Origin of the sequence: Sinorhizobium sp. FG01, assembly GCF_002531875.1 — a bacterium.
In the GTDB taxonomy this organism is placed as follows: domain Bacteria; phylum Pseudomonadota; class Alphaproteobacteria; order Rhizobiales; family Rhizobiaceae; genus Sinorhizobium; species Sinorhizobium fredii_C.
Window position 1 is genome coordinate 100030 of record NZ_NWTB01000016.1, and the last position, 16984, is coordinate 117013.

14 protein-coding genes are annotated in these 16984 nt (G+C 58.7%); 5 read left to right on the forward strand and 9 right to left on the reverse strand.

Features of this window, described 5'->3' with window-relative positions:
* Nucleotides 1-3 precede the first annotated feature (3 nt).
* The 6 genes from ugpC to CO656_RS23905 all read right to left on the reverse strand — a co-directional run bounded on the left by ugpC (nucleotide 4) and on the right by CO656_RS23905 (nucleotide 7716).
* On the reverse strand, nucleotides 4-1104 hold the full coding sequence (gene ugpC, locus CO656_RS23880) for a sn-glycerol-3-phosphate ABC transporter ATP-binding protein UgpC (RefSeq protein WP_097527365.1): 1101 nt from the start codon (nucleotides 1102-1104) through the stop codon (nucleotides 4-6).
* A gap of 4 nt (nucleotides 1105-1108) precedes the next feature.
* Nucleotides 1109-2014 (reverse strand): carbohydrate ABC transporter permease, encoded by a 906-nt coding sequence (locus CO656_RS23885; RefSeq protein WP_097527366.1) that lies wholly within the window; start codon nucleotides 2012-2014, stop codon nucleotides 1109-1111.
* Nucleotides 2007-2900 (reverse strand): sugar ABC transporter permease, encoded by an 894-nt coding sequence (locus tag CO656_RS23890; protein WP_097527367.1) that lies wholly within the window; start codon nucleotides 2898-2900, stop codon nucleotides 2007-2009. Before CO656_RS23890 ends, CO656_RS23885 begins: the two co-directional genes overlap by 8 nt.
* 63 nt (nucleotides 2901-2963) lie before the next feature.
* Nucleotides 2964-4211, reverse strand: a complete 1248-nt coding sequence (locus tag CO656_RS23895) for an ABC transporter substrate-binding protein (protein WP_097527368.1) — start codon at nucleotides 4209-4211, stop codon at nucleotides 2964-2966.
* A 63-nt stretch (nucleotides 4212-4274) separates the two neighbouring features.
* Nucleotides 4275-5588: a histidinol dehydrogenase gene (gene hisD / locus CO656_RS23900; RefSeq protein WP_097527369.1), complete on the reverse strand. Its 1314-nt coding sequence runs from the start codon at nucleotides 5586-5588 to the stop codon at nucleotides 4275-4277.
* A 100-nt stretch (nucleotides 5589-5688) separates the two neighbouring features.
* The gene (locus CO656_RS23905; protein ID WP_234819574.1) at nucleotides 5689-7716 is read right to left on the reverse strand and encodes a thiamine pyrophosphate-binding protein; all 2028 of its coding nucleotides are present in this window, start codon (nucleotides 7714-7716) and stop codon (nucleotides 5689-5691) included.
* Nucleotides 7717-7844: 128 nt separating this feature from the next.
* On the opposite strand from CO656_RS23905, the gene CO656_RS23910 reads away from it, so the two are divergent.
* Nucleotides 7845-8552 (forward strand): hypothetical protein, encoded by a 708-nt coding sequence (locus tag CO656_RS23910; RefSeq protein WP_234819575.1) that lies wholly within the window; start codon nucleotides 7845-7847, stop codon nucleotides 8550-8552.
* Nucleotides 8553-8581: 29 nt separating this feature from the next.
* Here CO656_RS23910 and CO656_RS23915 read toward each other — a convergent pair whose 3' ends face one another.
* Nucleotides 8582-9406 (reverse strand): helix-turn-helix transcriptional regulator, encoded by an 825-nt coding sequence (locus tag CO656_RS23915; RefSeq protein WP_097527371.1) that lies wholly within the window; start codon nucleotides 9404-9406, stop codon nucleotides 8582-8584.
* 134 nt (nucleotides 9407-9540) lie between these two features.
* Between CO656_RS23915 and CO656_RS23920 the strand changes: the two genes are divergently transcribed.
* From CO656_RS23920 to hisN, 4 genes are all read left to right on the forward strand, one after another.
* Nucleotides 9541-10557 (forward strand): Gfo/Idh/MocA family oxidoreductase, encoded by a 1017-nt coding sequence (locus CO656_RS23920; protein WP_097527372.1) that lies wholly within the window; start codon nucleotides 9541-9543, stop codon nucleotides 10555-10557.
* Nucleotides 10558-10641: 84 nt separating this feature from the next.
* A complete protein-coding gene (locus CO656_RS23925) occupies nucleotides 10642-11523 on the forward strand; it encodes a sugar phosphate isomerase/epimerase family protein (RefSeq protein ID WP_097527373.1) in 882 nt (293 codons plus the stop codon).
* Between the two features lie 144 nt (nucleotides 11524-11667).
* Nucleotides 11668-11847: a hypothetical protein gene (locus CO656_RS23930; protein WP_234819576.1), complete on the forward strand. Its 180-nt coding sequence runs from the start codon at nucleotides 11668-11670 to the stop codon at nucleotides 11845-11847.
* A 147-nt stretch (nucleotides 11848-11994) separates the two neighbouring features.
* A complete protein-coding gene (gene hisN, locus CO656_RS23935) occupies nucleotides 11995-12777 on the forward strand; it encodes a histidinol-phosphatase (protein ID WP_097527375.1) in 783 nt (260 codons plus the stop codon).
* Between the two features lie 171 nt (nucleotides 12778-12948).
* Here hisN and CO656_RS23940 read toward each other — a convergent pair whose 3' ends face one another.
* Together CO656_RS23940 and CO656_RS23955 are read right to left on the reverse strand one after the other, a co-directional pair.
* Nucleotides 12949-14229, reverse strand: coding sequence for an MFS transporter (locus tag CO656_RS23940; RefSeq protein WP_234819577.1), 1281 nt, complete (start codon nucleotides 14227-14229; stop codon nucleotides 12949-12951).
* Between the two features lie 2043 nt (nucleotides 14230-16272).
* Complete coding sequence (locus CO656_RS23955; RefSeq protein WP_097527378.1) at nucleotides 16273-16713, reverse strand: GreA/GreB family elongation factor; 441 nt, start codon at nucleotides 16711-16713, stop codon at nucleotides 16273-16275.
* Nucleotides 16714-16984 lie beyond the last annotated feature (271 nt).

Sequence of the window (16984 nt, forward strand, 5' to 3'; positions counted from 1 at the left end):
CTGTCAATTGATCAGCTCTTCGCTGTCCGGATCGAAGAGGACGATTTTCGAAGTATCGACGGCGAGCGTGGCTGAGGTGCGTGCATTGACCTGCTTTGGCGGCAGACGGGCCGTGACTTCCACGCCGCCGAGATGGAACACGGCAAGCGTATCCGGGCCGGTGGGCTCCACCACGTCAACGTCCACCGAAACTGCACCTTGCGCCTGCCCATTTCCGACACTGAACATTTCGGGCCGGATGCCGATGAGAACCTTGCGGTTCGCATATTTGGAAGCAGCCTGACCGGACAGACTGATTCCTGGTATCCGCGCTGCCCGCCGGTTGGCAACGTCGATGATCGCGGTCGCGGTCGTGCCTTCGACTTCGATCCTGCCGGGAATGATGTTCATGGACGGCGAGCCGACGAACTTTGCAACATAAACGTTCGCCGGCCGGTCATAGACCGTCTGGGGATCGTCGAGCTGCTGGACCACACCGCCCTTCATGACGGCCACGCGGGTCGCCAGCGTCATCGCTTCGATCTGGTCGTGCGTGACGTAGACGATCGTCGTGCCGAGCCGCGCGTGCAGGCGCTTGATCTCGGTGCGCATATCGACGCGCAGCTTCGCGTCGAGGTTCGACAACGGCTCGTCGAACAGGAACAGCTTGGGTTGGCGCACGATGGCGCGTCCCATTGCAACGCGCTGACGCTGGCCGCCCGACAATTGCGACGGCTTGCGATCCAGGAGATGCGTGATCTGCAGAAGATCGGCGGCTGATCGAACGGCCTTATCGCGCTGAGCTGGCGGCACCCCGCGGATCTTCATGCCGAATTCGATATTCTGTCGAACCGTCATCGTCGGGTAAAGCGCGTAGGATTGGAAGACCATCGCGATGTCGCGATCTTTCGGCGACAGCTCGTTAACAACCTTTCCGGCAATCCGGACCTCGCCGCCCGAGATGTTTTCCAGCCCGGCTATCATGCTTAGGAGGGTAGACTTTCCACACCCGGAAGGACCAAGAAGGACGAGGAAATCGCCAGTGCCAATGGAGATACTCACCTCCTTGAGGACTTCGAGATTGCCGTAAGTCTTGCGAACGCGATCGATTTCAAGAGTGGACATTGGATCAGCCTTTCACAGCGCCGGCCGTCAGTCCGCGGACGAAGTAGCGTCCTGCGACGATGTAGACCAAAAGAGTGGGGATAGCGGCGATCATGGCGGCGGCCATGTCGACGTTGTACTGTTTGCGCCCGGTGGTCACGTTGACGATGTTGTTGAGCGCGACCGTTATCGGGCTGTTGCCGCCGGATGTGAACGAGACACCGAACAGGAAGTCGTTCCAGATCTGCGTGAACTGCCAGATACAGGAGACCACGATGATCGGAATCGACGTGGGCAGGATGACGCTCCAGAAGATTCTGAAGAAGCCTGCTCCATCCACCATGGCCGCTTTGGTGAGTTCGTCCGGCAACGAGACGAAATAGTTGCGGAAAAACAGCGTGGTGAAGCAGATGCCGTAGGCGACATGGACGAATACGAGGCCAGGAATGCTGCCGGCGAGGCCGAGCAGGCCGAGCGTTCGCGCCATCGGGATCAGGATCGCCTGATAGGGCAGGAAGCATCCGAAGAGCAGCAAGCCGAACACAAAGTTCGCGCCCGGAAATCGCCACTTCGTCAGGATGTAGCCGTTGATGGCGCCGATGCCTGTCGACAGGACGACGGCCGGAATGACCATCAGCAGCGAGTTCACGAAATAGGGTCTGAGGCCGGTGCACTCGGTACCGATGCAGGCCTGCGACCAGGCGGAACGCCAGGCATCGAGGGTGATGGTCTGCGGCAGCCCTATAAAGGAGCCGCCGTAGATTTCGTCGAGCGGCTTGAGCGATGTCACGACCATAACCCAAAGAGGCATCAGATAGAGCACTGCCATGACAGCGAGTGGGCCATAGATGAACACGCGACCCAGACGCATCCGGTTTTGTCGTTGGAGGGTTTCCGCAATTGGTTTCTGCTGCGCGAGGGCGTTAGCCATTGTTGCGCTCCCGGAGTTCTGAATAGAGGTAGGGGATGATGATTGCCGCGACGGTCATGAGCATCATGATGGCGCTCGCCGCTCCGACCCCCATCTGGTTCCTGCGGAACGTCGCCGAGAACATGAAGGTTGAGGGAAGCTCAGTCGCTGAACCGGGGCCACCGTTGGTGAGCGCCAGCACCAGGTCGAAGCTCTTGATGGCGATGTAGCTCAGAAGGACAATTACGCTCAGCATCGCCGGCCGCAGCATCGGGATGATGATCTGCCGGTAGATGAGCGGGAGGCTGGCTCCTTCGATCTGCGCGGCCTTAATGACCGAGTTGTCGATCCCTCTGAGACCGGCCAGGAAAATCGCCATGGCGAAACCCGAGGATTGCCAGACGCCAGCAATCACGACCGTGTAGATCGCCATGTTGGGATCAGTGATCCAGTCGAACGTGAAGCTCGTCCAGCCGAGTTCGTTGACGACCTTCTGGATGCCGAGACCGGGATTCATGATCCACTTCCATGCCGTCCCGGTGACGATGAACGATAGCGCCATCGGATAAAGGTAGACCGCCCTAAAGAATCCTTCCGCTCGAATGTTCTGGTCGAGCAGAATTGCCATGAGCAGGCCGATGCCCGTCGAGAGCATCAGGAACAGCGCGGAGAAGATAAAGAGGTTCGCGACGGCGGTGTGCCAGCGCGGCGTCGCCCACAACCGAACGAATTGCTCGAAACCCGCGAAGTCGTAGACCGGTACGAACTTCGAGGAGGTGAACGAGATCACTCCTGTCCAAAGTATGAACAGGTAGACCGTGACGATGACGATCAGCAGGCTGGGAGCGACGACAATGCGTGGAAGCCAGCCTGCCAATCGTGATGAAAAACTCTTGGCGGCGTTCATGAGCTAGCTCCGATGACCGAATCCTTCGAGGTGGGCCGGGTGCTGGGCACCCGGCCGGCTGCGTCAGCGGGCGTTGTCGATTCCTTCGACAAGCATCTTCACTGCGTCCTCCGAAGACATGTTGCCGACAAAGAATTGGGCAGCCACATCGCCAAAGACAGATGCGAATTCCGGCTTGGCGGCAAAACCGTGCGTCATCGCGCCCAGCATGCTGCCCGCCTTTATGGCTTCGGCACGTTCGTTAAAGCCGCGCTTTGCGCACTCGTCGAAATCGTCCACGGAAACGTCCGTTCGAGCCGGGATGGAACCCTTGATCAGGTTGAAGCCCTTCTGAACCTTGGGGTCCATGATCGTTTCGGCGAGAGCCACCTGGGCTTTCTGGACAGTCTCGTCCTTCACCGTGAACATGCCGAAGCTGTCGATGACGTACTGGAACGAGGAAACCTTGGCTGGCGTGGCGAAGCAGTAGAAGTCTGCGTTCGGCTTCAGGCCCTTGGCGAGGAACTCGCCTTTTGCCCAGTCTCCCATGAACTGCATCGCGGCTTCGCCGTTGATGACCATGCCGGTCGCCACGGCCCAGTCTCGGCCGACGAAATTGTCGTCGACGAGGCCACGGACCTCGCGCAGCGTGTCGAAGACCTTGGTCATTTCCGGACTGTTCAGCGCCGCCGGATCGAGGTCGATTGCGACCTTCTTGTAGAATTCGGGGCCGTTCAAGTCCGACAGCAGTGCATCGAAGATGATCCCGATCTGCCAGGCCTCGTCGCCCATCGCGACCGGCGTGACGCCTTTCTCCTTGAGCTTCTTACCGGCAGCGATAAGTTCCTCCCATGTCCTGGGAGGCGCGATGCCGGCCTCGTCGAAGATCTTCTTGTTGGCCCACACCCAGTTCTGACGGTGCATGTTGATCGGTGCCGCAATGAACGCGTCGCCGGAGGTGACGAAAGTAAGCAGTTGCGGGGGAAGCGCCTCACGCCACCCGCCTTCCTTGGCAAGGTCGTTCAGATCGCGAACAACACCCTGTTCGGCCCACTGGGGTCCTTCCCAACCCAAGAATTGCATTGCGCCCGGAGGGTCGCCCGAAGTCAGACGTGACCTCAGGGCCTGCTGCGCGTTCGCGCCGCTCATGCCGCCGACGGCGGAGTCCTTCCACTGGAAGCCCTTTGTTTCCAGGTCCTTGCGGATGACGTTCAAGGCGTCGACTTCGCTTTGGGAAACCCAGTGGTGGAGAACCTCGATCGTGCCTTCCGCACGCGCGGCCGCCGGCACCAGCATCGTGGCAGCGACAAGACTGGCAATAAACTTTGACATCTATGTATTCCTCTCTGGTTGCGGTTGATCGCAGGCCCTTGGCGGGTTCTTGGCGCGAAGTTGTTAGCTGGGGTCCGCCGGCATGGCATAGCCGACGTTCTTGCGGCCGTAGCGACGAACGCGGATGTTCGACTGCTCTGCGTGGCCGGCAAATCCTTCCATGAGGCAAAGTCGCGAGCCGTATTGGCCGATCAGAGCGGATGCCTCGTCCGTCTCGATGCGCTGATAGGTGCAGGTCTTGAGGAACTTGCCGACCCAGAGACCGCCTGTGTAGCGGGCAGCCCTGTTCGTCGGCAGCGTATGATTGGTGCCGATGACCTTGTCGCCGAAGGAGACGTTCGTGCGGGCGCCCAGGAACAGCGCGCCGTAGTTCCTCATGTTGTTAAGGAAGTAGTCGGGATCGCGCGTCAGGATCTGGACGTGCTCGGAAGCAAGCCGGTCACCTTCGGCGACCATCTCGTCGACCGTGTCACAGAGAATGATTTCCCCGAAGTCCTCCCATGCTTTTGCTGCAATCGCGGCTGTGGGCAGGATCTTCAGGAGACGATCGATCTCGGTCAGAGTATCACGGACGAGCTTTTCGGAATTCGTGATCAGAACCGCAGGCGAATTTACGCCGTGTTCGGCCTGCCCCAGCAGATCCGTCGCCACCAGTTCGCCATCGGCGCTGTCGTCAGCGATGACAAGTGTTTCAGTCGGGCCGGCGAAGAGATCGATGCCGACTTTCCCGAAGAGCAATCGCTTCGCCTCGGCAACATAGGCGTTGCCTGGACCCGCCAGCATGTCGACCGGTGCAATCGTTTCCGTCCCGTAAGCCATCGCTGCGATCGCCTGAACGCCACCCAGGCAATAGATCTCGTCGGCACCTGCAAGTGCCTGGGCCGCGACGATCTTCTCGGAAATCTTGCCCTGGAAAGGCGGGGCGCAGGTGATGATACGCTCGCAGCCGGCCACGCGGGCGGTTAGGACGGTCATATGCGCCGAGGCCAACAGTGGGTACTTGCCGCCCGGCACATAGCAGCCGACATTCTGGATAGGGACATTTCGATGACCCAGGATCACTCCCGGCAGAGTCTCCACCTCAAGATCGGTCAGGGTTGCCTTCTGGGCTTCTGCAAACTTTCGGACTTGATCCTGTGCGAAGTCGAGATCTTCGCGCTCGCGGCTCGTGAGGGAATTGATGGATCGGTCGATTTCTTCCTTCGAAAGACGATAGGATTCTCGATCGAGCTTATCGAACTGGATCGACAGCTCGCGAACTGCCTTGTCACCACCGTTTTTGACCTTTGCGAGAAGCGCCTCGACTGCTTTGGTCACCGCGCTGTCGGTACCGCCCTCTTCTACAGAGGCCTGCGCTGATTTGATGTGCCGTATCATGACAAAGACTCTTCGTTTACGGTCGCCGCAAGCGCCGTACTCTCAACGTGAGGGATGGTGAGTGGCGAGGGCGGCCTACTGCCACCCCCGCGAGATCTGCTTAGAGATGCTGTTCGCGTGCACGCATCTCAGCGTAAGCAGCCTGTTCCTTCTCGTAATAGGCCGGCGACGGGAAGTCCCACCAGCCAGTGGCGAACGGACCTGCCGCATCGCGTGATACGACGACTTCAACCAGGGCCGGACCGCCGCATTCCAAAGCCGCTTTCAGGCTGCTTTCCAGGTCTTCGTCCTTTTCAACTTTCCAGGCCTCCAGACCGAAGGCGCGGGCCGACGCGGCGATATCGGCCGAATAGGGCTCCCCATTGCCGGCGTGACGGTTGAACTCAGATGCAATGTGGCGCCCCATGAACTTGCGCTGACCACCTCGGATCGACATGTAACCGGAATTGTTCAACACTAGGAACACCACATTGATGCCGTTCATCGCCGCCGTACCCATTTCCGGCAGGGACATCATGAAGTCACCGTCGCCGACGATCGCGACCACCTGGCGATCGGGGCAGGCAAGCTTGGCGCCAAGCGCGGCCGGGACCGCCCAGCCCATCGGAGAATAGGAACCCGAAGTCAGATGCGTGCGCGACTCGTAGACGGGGAAGCTCTGCTTGACCGAACCTTGCGTGTTGCCCGATCCGACGACAACGATGCCGTTGCGGTCCAGAACCTTGCGCAGCGCCATGAGGGGTCGCTGCGAGGTGAAAGGGGTTTCGCGGCTGTTCTCGCGCGGCTCAACTTGCGCGCGCCAGTCGGCCTTGGCCTTTTGCACGTCGGCCAGAAACTTCTCGCGACGCGACAGCATCCTGGTCGAGTCGGCATCGGAAATCATGGCAAGCATCGCTTCCAAAGCGACTTTGGCATCGGAAACGATACCGACTTCGGTCTCATAGTTCTTGCCGATTTCGCGCGGATCAAGGTCGATGTGGATCAGCTTGGCCGCCGGTATCGAGAAGGACACGCCCCTGGCGTAGGATGAGGCGGACCAGTCGGTGAAACGGCAACCGACCGAGACGACGACGTCAGCGGAAGCGGTGATGGTGTTGCCGCAGGTCGTGCCGGTCTGCCCGACGGCTCCGATGAACAGCGCGTGATCTTCGGAGATTGCGCCTTTGCCGTTCCAGGTGATGGAGACGGCCGCGCCGAGCTTTTCGGCAAGGCGCGTCAGTTCGGCCGAGGCATTGGCGGTGATCGCCCCTCCCCCTGCGACGATGACCGGACGCTCGGCGTTCAGCAGAACCTTGATGGCCGCCTCTATCGCCTTCGGGTCCGGGTAGGCCACACCGATCGGCAGGCGCTTTTCCAGCGGGTGAATCGTGACATCTGCCGTCTCGACCTGCACATCCATCGGCACTTCGACATGCACGGGACCGGGACGGCCCGTCATCATCGCGCTGAATGCACGGTGCATGATGCTCGGCAGGACCTGAACCGAGTTCGCTTGCCAGGCACGCTTCGTCACCTGCTCGGTAATACGCGGAAACGCATTGTCCTGCTGACGCTCCAGTTCCTGCATGGTGCCATGACCATGCATGTAGGTCTGCGGCGAGCCGGAAACATAAAACAACGAGGTGGAGTCGCAATAGGCTGTGGCCAGACCGATGATCGTGTTCGCCGCACCCGGACCGACCGAGGTCGAACAGGCCATCGGGCGTCCCGACGCCCGGAAATAGCCATCGGCCATATGCACGGCGCTTTGCTCGTGCATGACCTGGATGAAAGGAAGCTGCGAACCTTCTTCGAGAAATGCGTCGAAGAGTGACCAGATGCCGTGGCCCGGAACACCAGCCACATACTCCACTCCGTATTCCTTTAGTGCTTTCGCGACGACTTGACCGCCCGTGAGCTTCATCTGATCAACCCTCCTCGGTAGTGTTCTTGCCAGCGAGCCTTCGGACGCCGGCTCTTTCGACCATGGGAGAAACAGTCCGCGTTTCGTGCAAACCTTACAAGTTCGCAGGGTACGATTAGCTGACGCAGACTGAAGCAAGGTCTGCTGAGTTTTGCATCGCCCCTCTGGGACCTTCCGCTCGAGAGGCTGGCTCTTCGCGCGGCTTTGTTCCCAGACGATCTGCATGCCGCTTGGTGGTCGCCTCAAGAGAATTCGCAACCAGACGCACGCTGCGCGTATACTTGCGCGGTAAATCAGAGTCCCGCGCAATAGGAATTTCGCTCTTGTCGTGGCTTCCTGTGAAGAAAGTAGCCTTGCAGGAGGAGTTCGCCGTGGAGAACAAAACTAGAGATCTCGCGTTTGCCGACGAGTTCATTTACGCGAAGCTCGTCGAGAACGTGGTTGACCACGAGGTCGAGGATGCAATCGTCGTCAATCTGAGCCCGCGGCCGCTTGTAACCGGGGATGAGCATCCGGCGATCGTTCCCGCTTGGAAATCCACCTGGCTGCGCGGCGGGCGCATCAAGAGCGCCGAACGGGTCGCGCTGGTGAAGGTGCAGCGGGCGACCAATCTTGGAGGAGCCATGTTCCGGGGCTGGGATTGGCTCGGCAACCGGATCCGCAGTTTCCCGAGGGACACGCCCCTCTTTATCTCGAAGCAGGACGAGGTCGGCACGGTCACGACGGACCCCCGCGTTTTCACGAACGAGCGCTCGAAACACGAGGCGCCGCAGGCTTTCACGCTGAAGCTAAATCTCTGGTGGGCACCCGGCGACACGGACTGCTTCATTCATCATGAGCATCCGTTTTTGGAGACACACACGCAGATCCACGGTTCTGGCAGGATGCAGAAGTTCAGAGAACGCGACCCATCCACCTTATACGAAGACGTGGTGATGCCCGTCGGCTATTCGCATGATCCATTCTGCAGGGTGACCGGAAAGAACCAGTGGACCTACCCTTGGCACCGGTACTATGCGGACACCGACTCCGTCTGGTTGGCTGTGGAGTTGCATCCGTGAGAATAGAGCCCGACCATTTCAGTCGGGCTTCAACCCATCTGAATCATGTCAGACCCGTCACCCAGGTATTGCAAGGCTTCGCGGGGTATTGACGGATCGTTCCGGTCCATCACGGTCAGGTTGTTGAGGTGCTCGCGTTTCAAAAGGCCTGGCCCGCGGTAGTGGAGAGCTACTTTGGTGGAGTATGGCTGTCTGAACATGTTTGCGGCGATGCCGCTGGCTATGCCGAACATGAACTTTTTCGCATTACGCTTTACCTGAGCGTAAACTCCAAAGGTCAGCTCATTGCGTTGGATTCCCTCAAAGTCGGCCGTGAAGATGCGGTCAGCCACGGGGAAACAGAAGCCGTAGTACTTGAAAACATATTCAGTTTTCTTTGGATCTTCGAAGCTCGGGAACCGTTCGACATAATAGTGCTGAAGGAATTCCTTGTTGCGGTAGATGCAAAAGGCGGACCGCAGCACGAAACCTTTGTATATGGAGGAGAACTGATACCTGTCATAGACACCGAGGATATCGTCATCCAGAGAATTGTTCTCGACGATCATGTTTGACACGAATCGCGAGAATTCCGGTAGCTGGCGAGCGGTAGACATGGCGTGGAAGAAGTTTCCGTCGACAAGTGTGCGAAACTCGTCTGGATCCGAAAACAGTATTGGAACGCTGAGGCCGAAATAGTTTGCGATCATTCTAAGATTGGATGCAGATGGCACGTGAGCGCCTGAAAGATATTTGTTGAACTGCTGCCGGTTGACGTTGATCTTTCGACAGACCGCCGCAATCGAACCGTGGCCTTCGCACAGGGTTCTGAGATTGGCCGCCAGAGCAGCGGCATTTCCCCCGAAATGATCCAACCTCGCAACCCTCCGAACTGAAGCAATAGGAAGCACATCATACGTCTTTTCGCGAAGGACATCAACCGGCTGCGAAGTTGCTCTGCGCGGGGTCTTGCCGCACTGTGGCCCGAAAGCCGATCCGCGAGGCACCCATGGGATTGCGACAGAGCGCCGCCGAAGGTTGGTGCGTTATGGGCACCGGGCCAATCGCGACCGAGCAGATGGTTGCGGCCATCCGTGCGATCGGGCATTCGCCGCTTTGGGTGGTGAGCAAAAGCAAAACCGATGCTCTGCATTTCGCAAATGACCTGGACATTCCGCAGGCCACTACGGATATGGAGCGGATCTGGTCCGACCCGGCGGTCAAGTTCGTCTACATCAGCGCCACTCTCAAGCGCCGACAGCATTATGTCCTCGCAGCGGCGGTTGCAGGAAAACACATTCTCTGCGATGGACCGCTGTCGGAAGATAGCAAAACCGCCAGGCGACTGATCAAGCACTGCTCAGACAATGGAGTCGTGCTCGCGGTCAACCAGCCCCTTCGTGCCTCCGCGATTCACCAAACTATGCGCCGCCTCATTCTTGATGGGGAAATTGGTACCATCCAGTCGGTTTCGATCTTGCGCGGAGGCCCCTTTCAACCTCCTCCAAATCGAAGGGGGGAGATATCCTGTGATCGTGGCAGCGTATTCCTTCACATCTGCGCCGAGGACATCGATCTCGCGCGCTTTCTCACCGGTGGCGAGCCCCTTGAGGCGATTGCCTTTGCCAAGGAATCGAACGGCTCGCCTCACCATCTGGCATATACGATCCGCATGGACGATGGCAGCTTTCTCCAAGCGCATGAGAGTTTTGGCACAGCTGACATGGAAAGCATGGTGGTGGCAGCCGGCACTGATGGCGTGCTGCTTGCCAGCGGGACCTTGAGCTCGCGCGGTTCCGGCGTCCTGGTGCGCAGGCTCGCGGGCCGTAACGAACTCGTTCCAGTGCGTGACCGCGATCTGCATACCGCCACCCTGGAGGAATTCGTGGCAGCAGCGAGACATCAAGCGTCCCCACTAGCGACTGGCAGGGACAGTTTCGCGGCGCTGGTCGCTACGGAGGCGGTGGCTTCAGCGGCAAAAAGAGGCCGGGCGACGGGAATCCGGCCATTTGACGAGAGCGCCTGAACACACCGCCAATTGGATGCTCGTCTTCAGCCGCACTCACGAGGCTGTCGACGAGCAGTAACGTGAGATAAAAAAGGTGAACTCATGACCAAAAAGCACCAGCTCCTGCTGCACTCACTCGTCGCCAAAGATTCTACGCTCGCGATCGATCTCGACATCGCCGAAGATGTCGGGTTCGACGGCATAGAAGCATCCGCAGCCAAGCTGACAGCATTTCTGGAGTCAGGCTTTTCCGAAGCCGAGCTGGCGGCGCTGCTGCGGGATGTGAACGTACCAGGAATGGGCTTCCTGGTCGATATCGAGCGCCAGGGCGAGGCGAGGAAACAGCTCATGCGTGAAGCGGAAGAGCTGTTTCGTCTCGCTTCCGTGGCTGGGGCCAAAGGGGTTCAGGTGCTGACCGGCCCCGTCAACGTGGAGGCGGTACTGCGCCATCAGGAAGGACTCCCAGCGAACCTTTACAGCGGATTTCTCGGTCGAGCCATTGAGGAGCAAATCGCCCTTACCGCAACGAACCTTTCGGAGATCGCCGACCTCGCTGCCAGCCATGGGCTTCTCATATACCTCGAAGCACTTTCCTGGACGCCCCTGAACACGATTGAAAAACAACTGATGATAATCGATCGCGCCGGGCGCGATAACGTCCGGATGGTGATCGATTTCTGGCATTGCTATACGTCCGGAGACACCCCCGACGATATCGCGCGGCTCGACAAGGAACTCATTTATGGCGTCCATGTGTGCGACTCGTTGGCATTTTCCGGCGGAGTTCCCAATGAAGTGGTCTTGAGAGACGTGCCAACGGGCGCAGGTGTGATCGACCTGAAGCTGTGGGCCGATGCGCTCAAGGCGACTGGCTACGAGGGGTGGTGGAGTTGCGAGCTGTTCTGCAGGAAACAACAACAGCAGAACAGCTACGATGTCGCCCGCGGTCTGCACGCGCTGATGTCGACGCTGGTCGCTGGCTGATCTCCATTTGCAATGGTTGCAGTGACCATTCGCAACAGACGCAGGCATTTGCGTCACTTTGCTTCAGGTATTTTAGGGATGAGAAATCCACCCGCGGGCCGCTGTGACTTATCCTGCTTGCATACTTGGCAACGGGAGGCAATCTTGAGGTTTTACAGAATAGGCGTTCCGGGCACCCCGATTGCTGTCGCAATCCTGACTGCGCTCTGCCTCTGGTGGCTCGGCCCTCTCATCGGCAACTCTTCTGCCCAGATTGCTTCCCTCTACGAGCTCCAGGCCACCCTGAAGAGGGATGCGGTGATCACCATATTCCAGGGCATCTAACGCGCTCGCCACCTGCTGTACGTTACCAACATCGCAAAAGGTGGCAGGCGGCGGTGGTTCTCCCCATCGCCGCCACTCTTTCCGGCCTGTGTTTTAGAAGCAGCCAGGCGCGGTCTTACACATAAATGGACCAGATTGGATAAGGCCATGGACACGTTCCCTCCCGTTTCATTTCTCCATCGCCTGGCGGACGCGGCTTCCATGGAGACGTTGCCTCGATTCCGCACCACTCTCGAAGTCGAAGAGAAGTTCAAGCCTGGCTATCGTTTTGATCCCGTGACCTTGGCGGACAAGGAAGCAGAAAGAGTCCTGCGTGAACTGATTTCGTCTGAGTATCCCGAGCACGCAATCCTCGGTGAAGAGTTCGGCGAGACCGGGACTGGACCATGGAAGTGGGTCATCGACCCGGTCGACGGCACGAGGCCTTTCATATGCGGCATTCCTGTATGGGGTACGTTGATCGGTCTGACACTGGAAGGTCGCGGTGTAATGGGGATGATGAGCCAACCCTTCACGCAGGAGCGCTTCTGGGCTGATCAGGAAGCGGCTTGGGCGAAAAACGTGTCGGGCACCCACCGCATGAGGACCAGATCGACGACAGATTTGCCGCACGCAATCCTGCATACGAACTCTCCCGAACGATATGGGGAATTCCCGGAAGTCCGTTTCGAACGCTTGCGAGACAGCGTTCAGATGACGCGCTATGGGGGCGAATGCTATGCATTCGCCATGCTCGCAGCCGGACAGATCGATCTTTGTCTGGAATTGTCCCTGCAGCCATACGACATCGTCGCCTTGATCCCGATCATCGAGCGGGCGGGCGGCGTTGTGACGGGATTAACAGGCGAGCGCCCCGAAGCGGGCGGGCACGTTCTGGCGTCTGCCAATGAAGTGCTGCACGAGCGTGTGCTTAGAACGCTGACCGCTTAAGATTTCAGAGGGATGCGAGAACTCCGTCGGCCATTGAGGCGATGGCTCGTACACGTGACAGTTTGGTCGGCTTTCGCAATCTCCGATGGCGACCCACTCCGCGCCCTTATACAGCGCACGCCTCGCCGGGCTCTGGCTCACATCTTTCCGAAAGCCTCCTGGTTTCCGAAATCACGCGAAGCTTTCACTGGTTTGAGTTTGCTTGTGGAACTGCGATAAGCGGCGTTTCAAGTAAAGGGTGCCGAGTGAAATCAACGCAAACGCAAGCGTCACCAGTCCCAAGCTGATTGTGAGGCTCGAAACCTGTGCGACGAAACCCAGCAGCGCTGGTCCAAGTAGCAGTCCGCTATATCCCATCGTGGTCACAATCGACATCGCTTTTCCGGCTGCACGAGAACCAATTCTTCCCGCCGACGCGAAGACCGCAGGTATCATGTTCGCGACGCCAAAACCGCACAACGCAAGAACCGCCATACTGATTTCAACGCTGTTTCCAATCAACATCGTTGAAAGGGACAGTGCGCAAATGAGTCCTCCGAATCTCAGCACGTTCACATGCCCAATTCGTTTCGTCACGCCGTCGCCAAGCAGACGGCCGATTGCCATGGCTGCGGCGAAGATGGCGAAAGCGTAAGCCCCCACACTTTCCGAAGAACCGAGTGTGTCGACCATGTAAACAGCCGACCAATCCATGATCCCGCCCTCGGCCAGGAAAGCCAGAAAGGCAACAACGCCGAACAGGAGGACCAGCAGTGTCTGCGACCTGTTCAGCTTAGCTCGGCTATCAGTAGCCACAGTATCGGTGGTGCGTGATTGTTGTTTAGCGTCGTTACGAGCAACAAATCGTGTCGACAACGCTGAAAGAAGCACGAGAATTCCGGCGCCTCCCAGACATGCTCGCAGCCCGCCGCCGTAGGAAGCAAGGAATCCGACCAAGGAAGCCCCAACGATGTTCCCGATGCTAAACAGGGCATGAAAGGACGACATTAAGTGCCTTTCCGTTGCTCGTTCGATATCCAATGCCTCGATGTTCATCGATACGTCGAGCGTTCCAAAGGCGGCGCCCGCCAGCAACACCAGCGCTCCGACCACGACCAGGCCGTCAACGAATGGAATCATGAGAATTGCCAGGCCGAACACCAGGCTACCCCCAAGACTCAAGACATAGCTCCCGCTAAAGCGATCACTAATGCGCCCGACATTCACCATTAGAACGATCGCTCCAAGGGCGAAACACAACAGCAAAGTCCCAAGTTGCCCTTTGTCCAAGCCCAGCTTCGCTGCAAGCAACGGCAGACTCGAAGCCCATGCCCCAATTCCCACGCCGCCCGCGAGGAAGAAGAGGCTGCACCGCACGCGCTTCGAACTGCGGAGGGTTTCGGCCGAAAACGGAAGCCTATTCATAAAGAATGCCCAGTCTTGATGTTGAGGGAATTGCAGAGGCTTCAGCAATGTCTGCCGCGCGGCGAGGAAGCCTCGTCATGACAGTTCTAGTTTGTGTCTCCAGGGACGCAAGCTCGCACTGTCCACTTTCCTGACGCAAGCTGACGCACTCCGCTGTACGGCCATCACGGGGCTCCCTAGCCTGCATCAGTGAGCGTCAATCATGTCTCCCGGTGGGAAATTGTGGGGGTTTCGGCGGTGAATTCAGTCTGCTTGCCATCAAGGAGAAGCGGCTACGTCGCCGGTGACATGTAAGCGGGCCAATGGCGCTCACAGTGTCCGCGCCCTTGCCGCAGCTTCTACGCCGATGTCCCAAGCTACGACCGCACGAAAACTGGCCCTGGGGGACGTCGCCAGAACGAGAACGTTGGGCTGGAACTTTTCGGCGCTTCTCGTGAAACCGCTGGACGTTTCAGTGCGAACGGGAGGAGCATTTTTCCTGGTCGTCAACGAACGAAGAGCCTAACAGGAGAACCTCGACATTCTCCTTGAGTGGTTTCTTTCGCAGACTGCGGACCTACGCTGAAACGGCACATGCCTGAGTCCAATGTCCCGTGTTGACCCCTGTGAAGCCGCTCGGATGAACCGCGCTGAATGCCTGTTTTCCACCCACCCACGACGCTGGTGAAGGTGAACTCTCGACCCTCAGCCGACCTTGACCCGCCGGGTCATGAATGGCAGCCCTACGCCCGCAACCGTCCCTTCTTCACCTTCCGAGCAAGCCTTATCAGAGCATCGCGAAAGCGACGATCATCAATCCAAAGATGCCCACCGCGATGATCGTTTTCGTTGTCCTATCCATCGTTACCTCCAGCGGGCCAGCGGACCGCGCGGTCCTCGCTGGCCTGAGAACCGCTGTTCACCTATGATGCACGGCTGCCTTTGGGCTGCGACACAGTTGCCGGTGATTCCACCTATACCTGTCCCCTACGGTCGGAAAAGCCTTTCGACAATCCGCGGGATGTCGTTTCTCGTTATGCCGATGTCCTCGAGCAGCCTGTCGTCGAGGTTGTGAAGCGCGGCGGCCGCCCGCCTCCGCTGCCGGCGTTGCAGCGCACGTAGAAAAAATCCCGCGACAGTCACCCCGAGACTGCGGAGGGTCGGGTCCCGGCGGGCTTGGGTTGGTGAGTGTTCGTGTGCGGACATCGTTGCCCTCCATTCGCAGTAGTGATCGGCCCGGTCGCGTGGTCCGCAGAAGCGACGCGGCGAACGGGCGTTCGGGAAGCATCAGCGGCCTGCAGACGCGGCGGCGCCCGCTTGAGCGCCGCGCGCGCGTAGCCGCGTGCCAGACTGTCTATGTGAGAGGGTATCCCCGAGGCGGCGAACGCGTGCGTCGAGCCGCTCGGGGTTACGGTCGCGTCAGCAGGGACGCTGAGAGGACCAGGTATTTCTTGTGTCGACGTGAACTAGTCATACCTCCGATATGGTCACTTGAGGCAAAGGCTTCAATCGGTCGAGATGCGGCCTTTGGACGCTGGCTAGTCGATTGTAAAATCGCGCGAATCCGCAGCTCCAGCCGACAGGGCGCTTGCGCCCAGGAGTTGCTTGATGGGCGCTAGCCGTCGCTCTCTGACGCAGTCGGAGGCGGCTCGTCACCGCCGGTTCCAACCGCGCCCACAGCGCGGTGACGGTGCTTCCGATCAGCACTTGCGCCAGGGGCCCAGTCCCTCTACGCGAGCCACGATCAAATTCGGCCCGCTCCTTGGCCACAGCAGCCAGGATCGCGGCCTCCACCGGCCCCTCCTCCACTACCACTGAGGAGCGGAGCCCTTCGATAGAGGCGAGTTCTTGGCGCAGGAGATCCGCTTCGCGCATCGCGGCTGTGCGGTACGTTTCACCTGCGACGGGTGATATCTGAGGCCCTTATCGTTAAGCGCGTGAACGGCCGTCAGGCTGGCGTTCCACTCGATCGCTAGCTGGATTGCGCGCTCCTGTGTTGGATCGCATCTTGCGCTGAAATCGGTCGCGAGGATGATGTGGCCTGGATTCAGCCGGCCCGCTGCGGGTACTGCATTTCCGGATATTATCCTTGGGCGACATCCTGACTGCGATCTAACGGATCCTTGGCGATAACGTCGAGGTGATCACCATTGGGGTGCCTGGAAGCGCAAGAGCTTGAAAATCAACCCGGATCACGTTGATCTTCTGTAGGCCATCCTTTTCTGTTTCGACAGCAATTACCCGACCCGCTCTCAATCCGAGCAACCCCAATCCCAAAGGCGACTCTACCGAGACAGTGTAATTAGGAAAGTTCTGGCTCTCATTGCGAACTACATTGGCAGTTCTCGGTACACCTGCATCGACGCGGAAGGTCACGCGACTGTTTATCGTCACGACATCATCGGGGACATTTCGCGGGGAGCAAATTTCAGCCTGCACCAGCTTTCTTCTGAGCAATCGGCGGTAGGCGTTGTCGCTCGTGGTCTGATCAAGAATTTCTCTGAGCACCGCATGGTCGTTTGACGTTAGATAACACTGAAGCCGATTGCTCATGTCAGAACTCCTTGGAGCAGATCTGCTCCGGCAAAACTAACTGATTTCAGTTCGATCTCCCTGGCCGCTGGTCTCATGGCGCCAGGGCCCAAGTCCTGAGATGGAGCTACCGACTTCAGCCCGAAAACGACGGAGTCGTTGAAGCAGATGAAATCCGGGTCGTCTGCGGTTAGCAGACGATAGACAGCCGATGCACCGTCAGTGCTGCGTCGATTCCCTAGACGAAGGCTAGTCACACTCAACGCAGGCCTTCTGAAAGTGGCGTGTCCAC

Bases quoted from the DNA above. Each gene is read 5' to 3' on its own strand.
- CO656_RS23890 (WP_097527367.1), bottom strand. From the start codon at position 2,900: ATGAACGCCGCCAAGAGTTTTTCATCACGATTGGCAGGCTGGCTTCCA.
- CO656_RS23885 (WP_097527366.1), bottom strand. From the start codon at position 2,014: ATGGCTAACGCCCTCGCGCAGCAGAAACCAATTGCGGAAACCCTCCAA.
- CO656_RS23955 (WP_097527378.1), bottom strand. From the start codon at position 16,713: ATGAGCAATCGGCTTCAGTGTTATCTAACGTCAAACGACCATGCGGTG.
- hisN (WP_097527375.1), top strand. From the start codon at position 11,995: ATGGACACGTTCCCTCCCGTTTCATTTCTCCATCGCCTGGCGGACGCG.
- ugpC (WP_097527365.1), bottom strand. From the start codon at position 1,104: ATGTCCACTCTTGAAATCGATCGCGTTCGCAAGACTTACGGCAATCTC.
- CO656_RS23920 (WP_097527372.1), top strand. From the start codon at position 9,541: ATGGGATTGCGACAGAGCGCCGCCGAAGGTTGGTGCGTTATGGGCACC.
- CO656_RS23905 (WP_234819574.1), bottom strand. From the start codon at position 7,716: ATGCAGATCGTCTGGGAACAAAGCCGCGCGAAGAGCCAGCCTCTCGAG.
- CO656_RS23895 (WP_097527368.1), bottom strand. From the start codon at position 4,211: ATGTCAAAGTTTATTGCCAGTCTTGTCGCTGCCACGATGCTGGTGCCG.
- CO656_RS23925 (WP_097527373.1), top strand. From the start codon at position 10,642: ATGACCAAAAAGCACCAGCTCCTGCTGCACTCACTCGTCGCCAAAGAT.
- hisD (WP_097527369.1), bottom strand. From the start codon at position 5,588: ATGATACGGCACATCAAATCAGCGCAGGCCTCTGTAGAAGAGGGCGGT.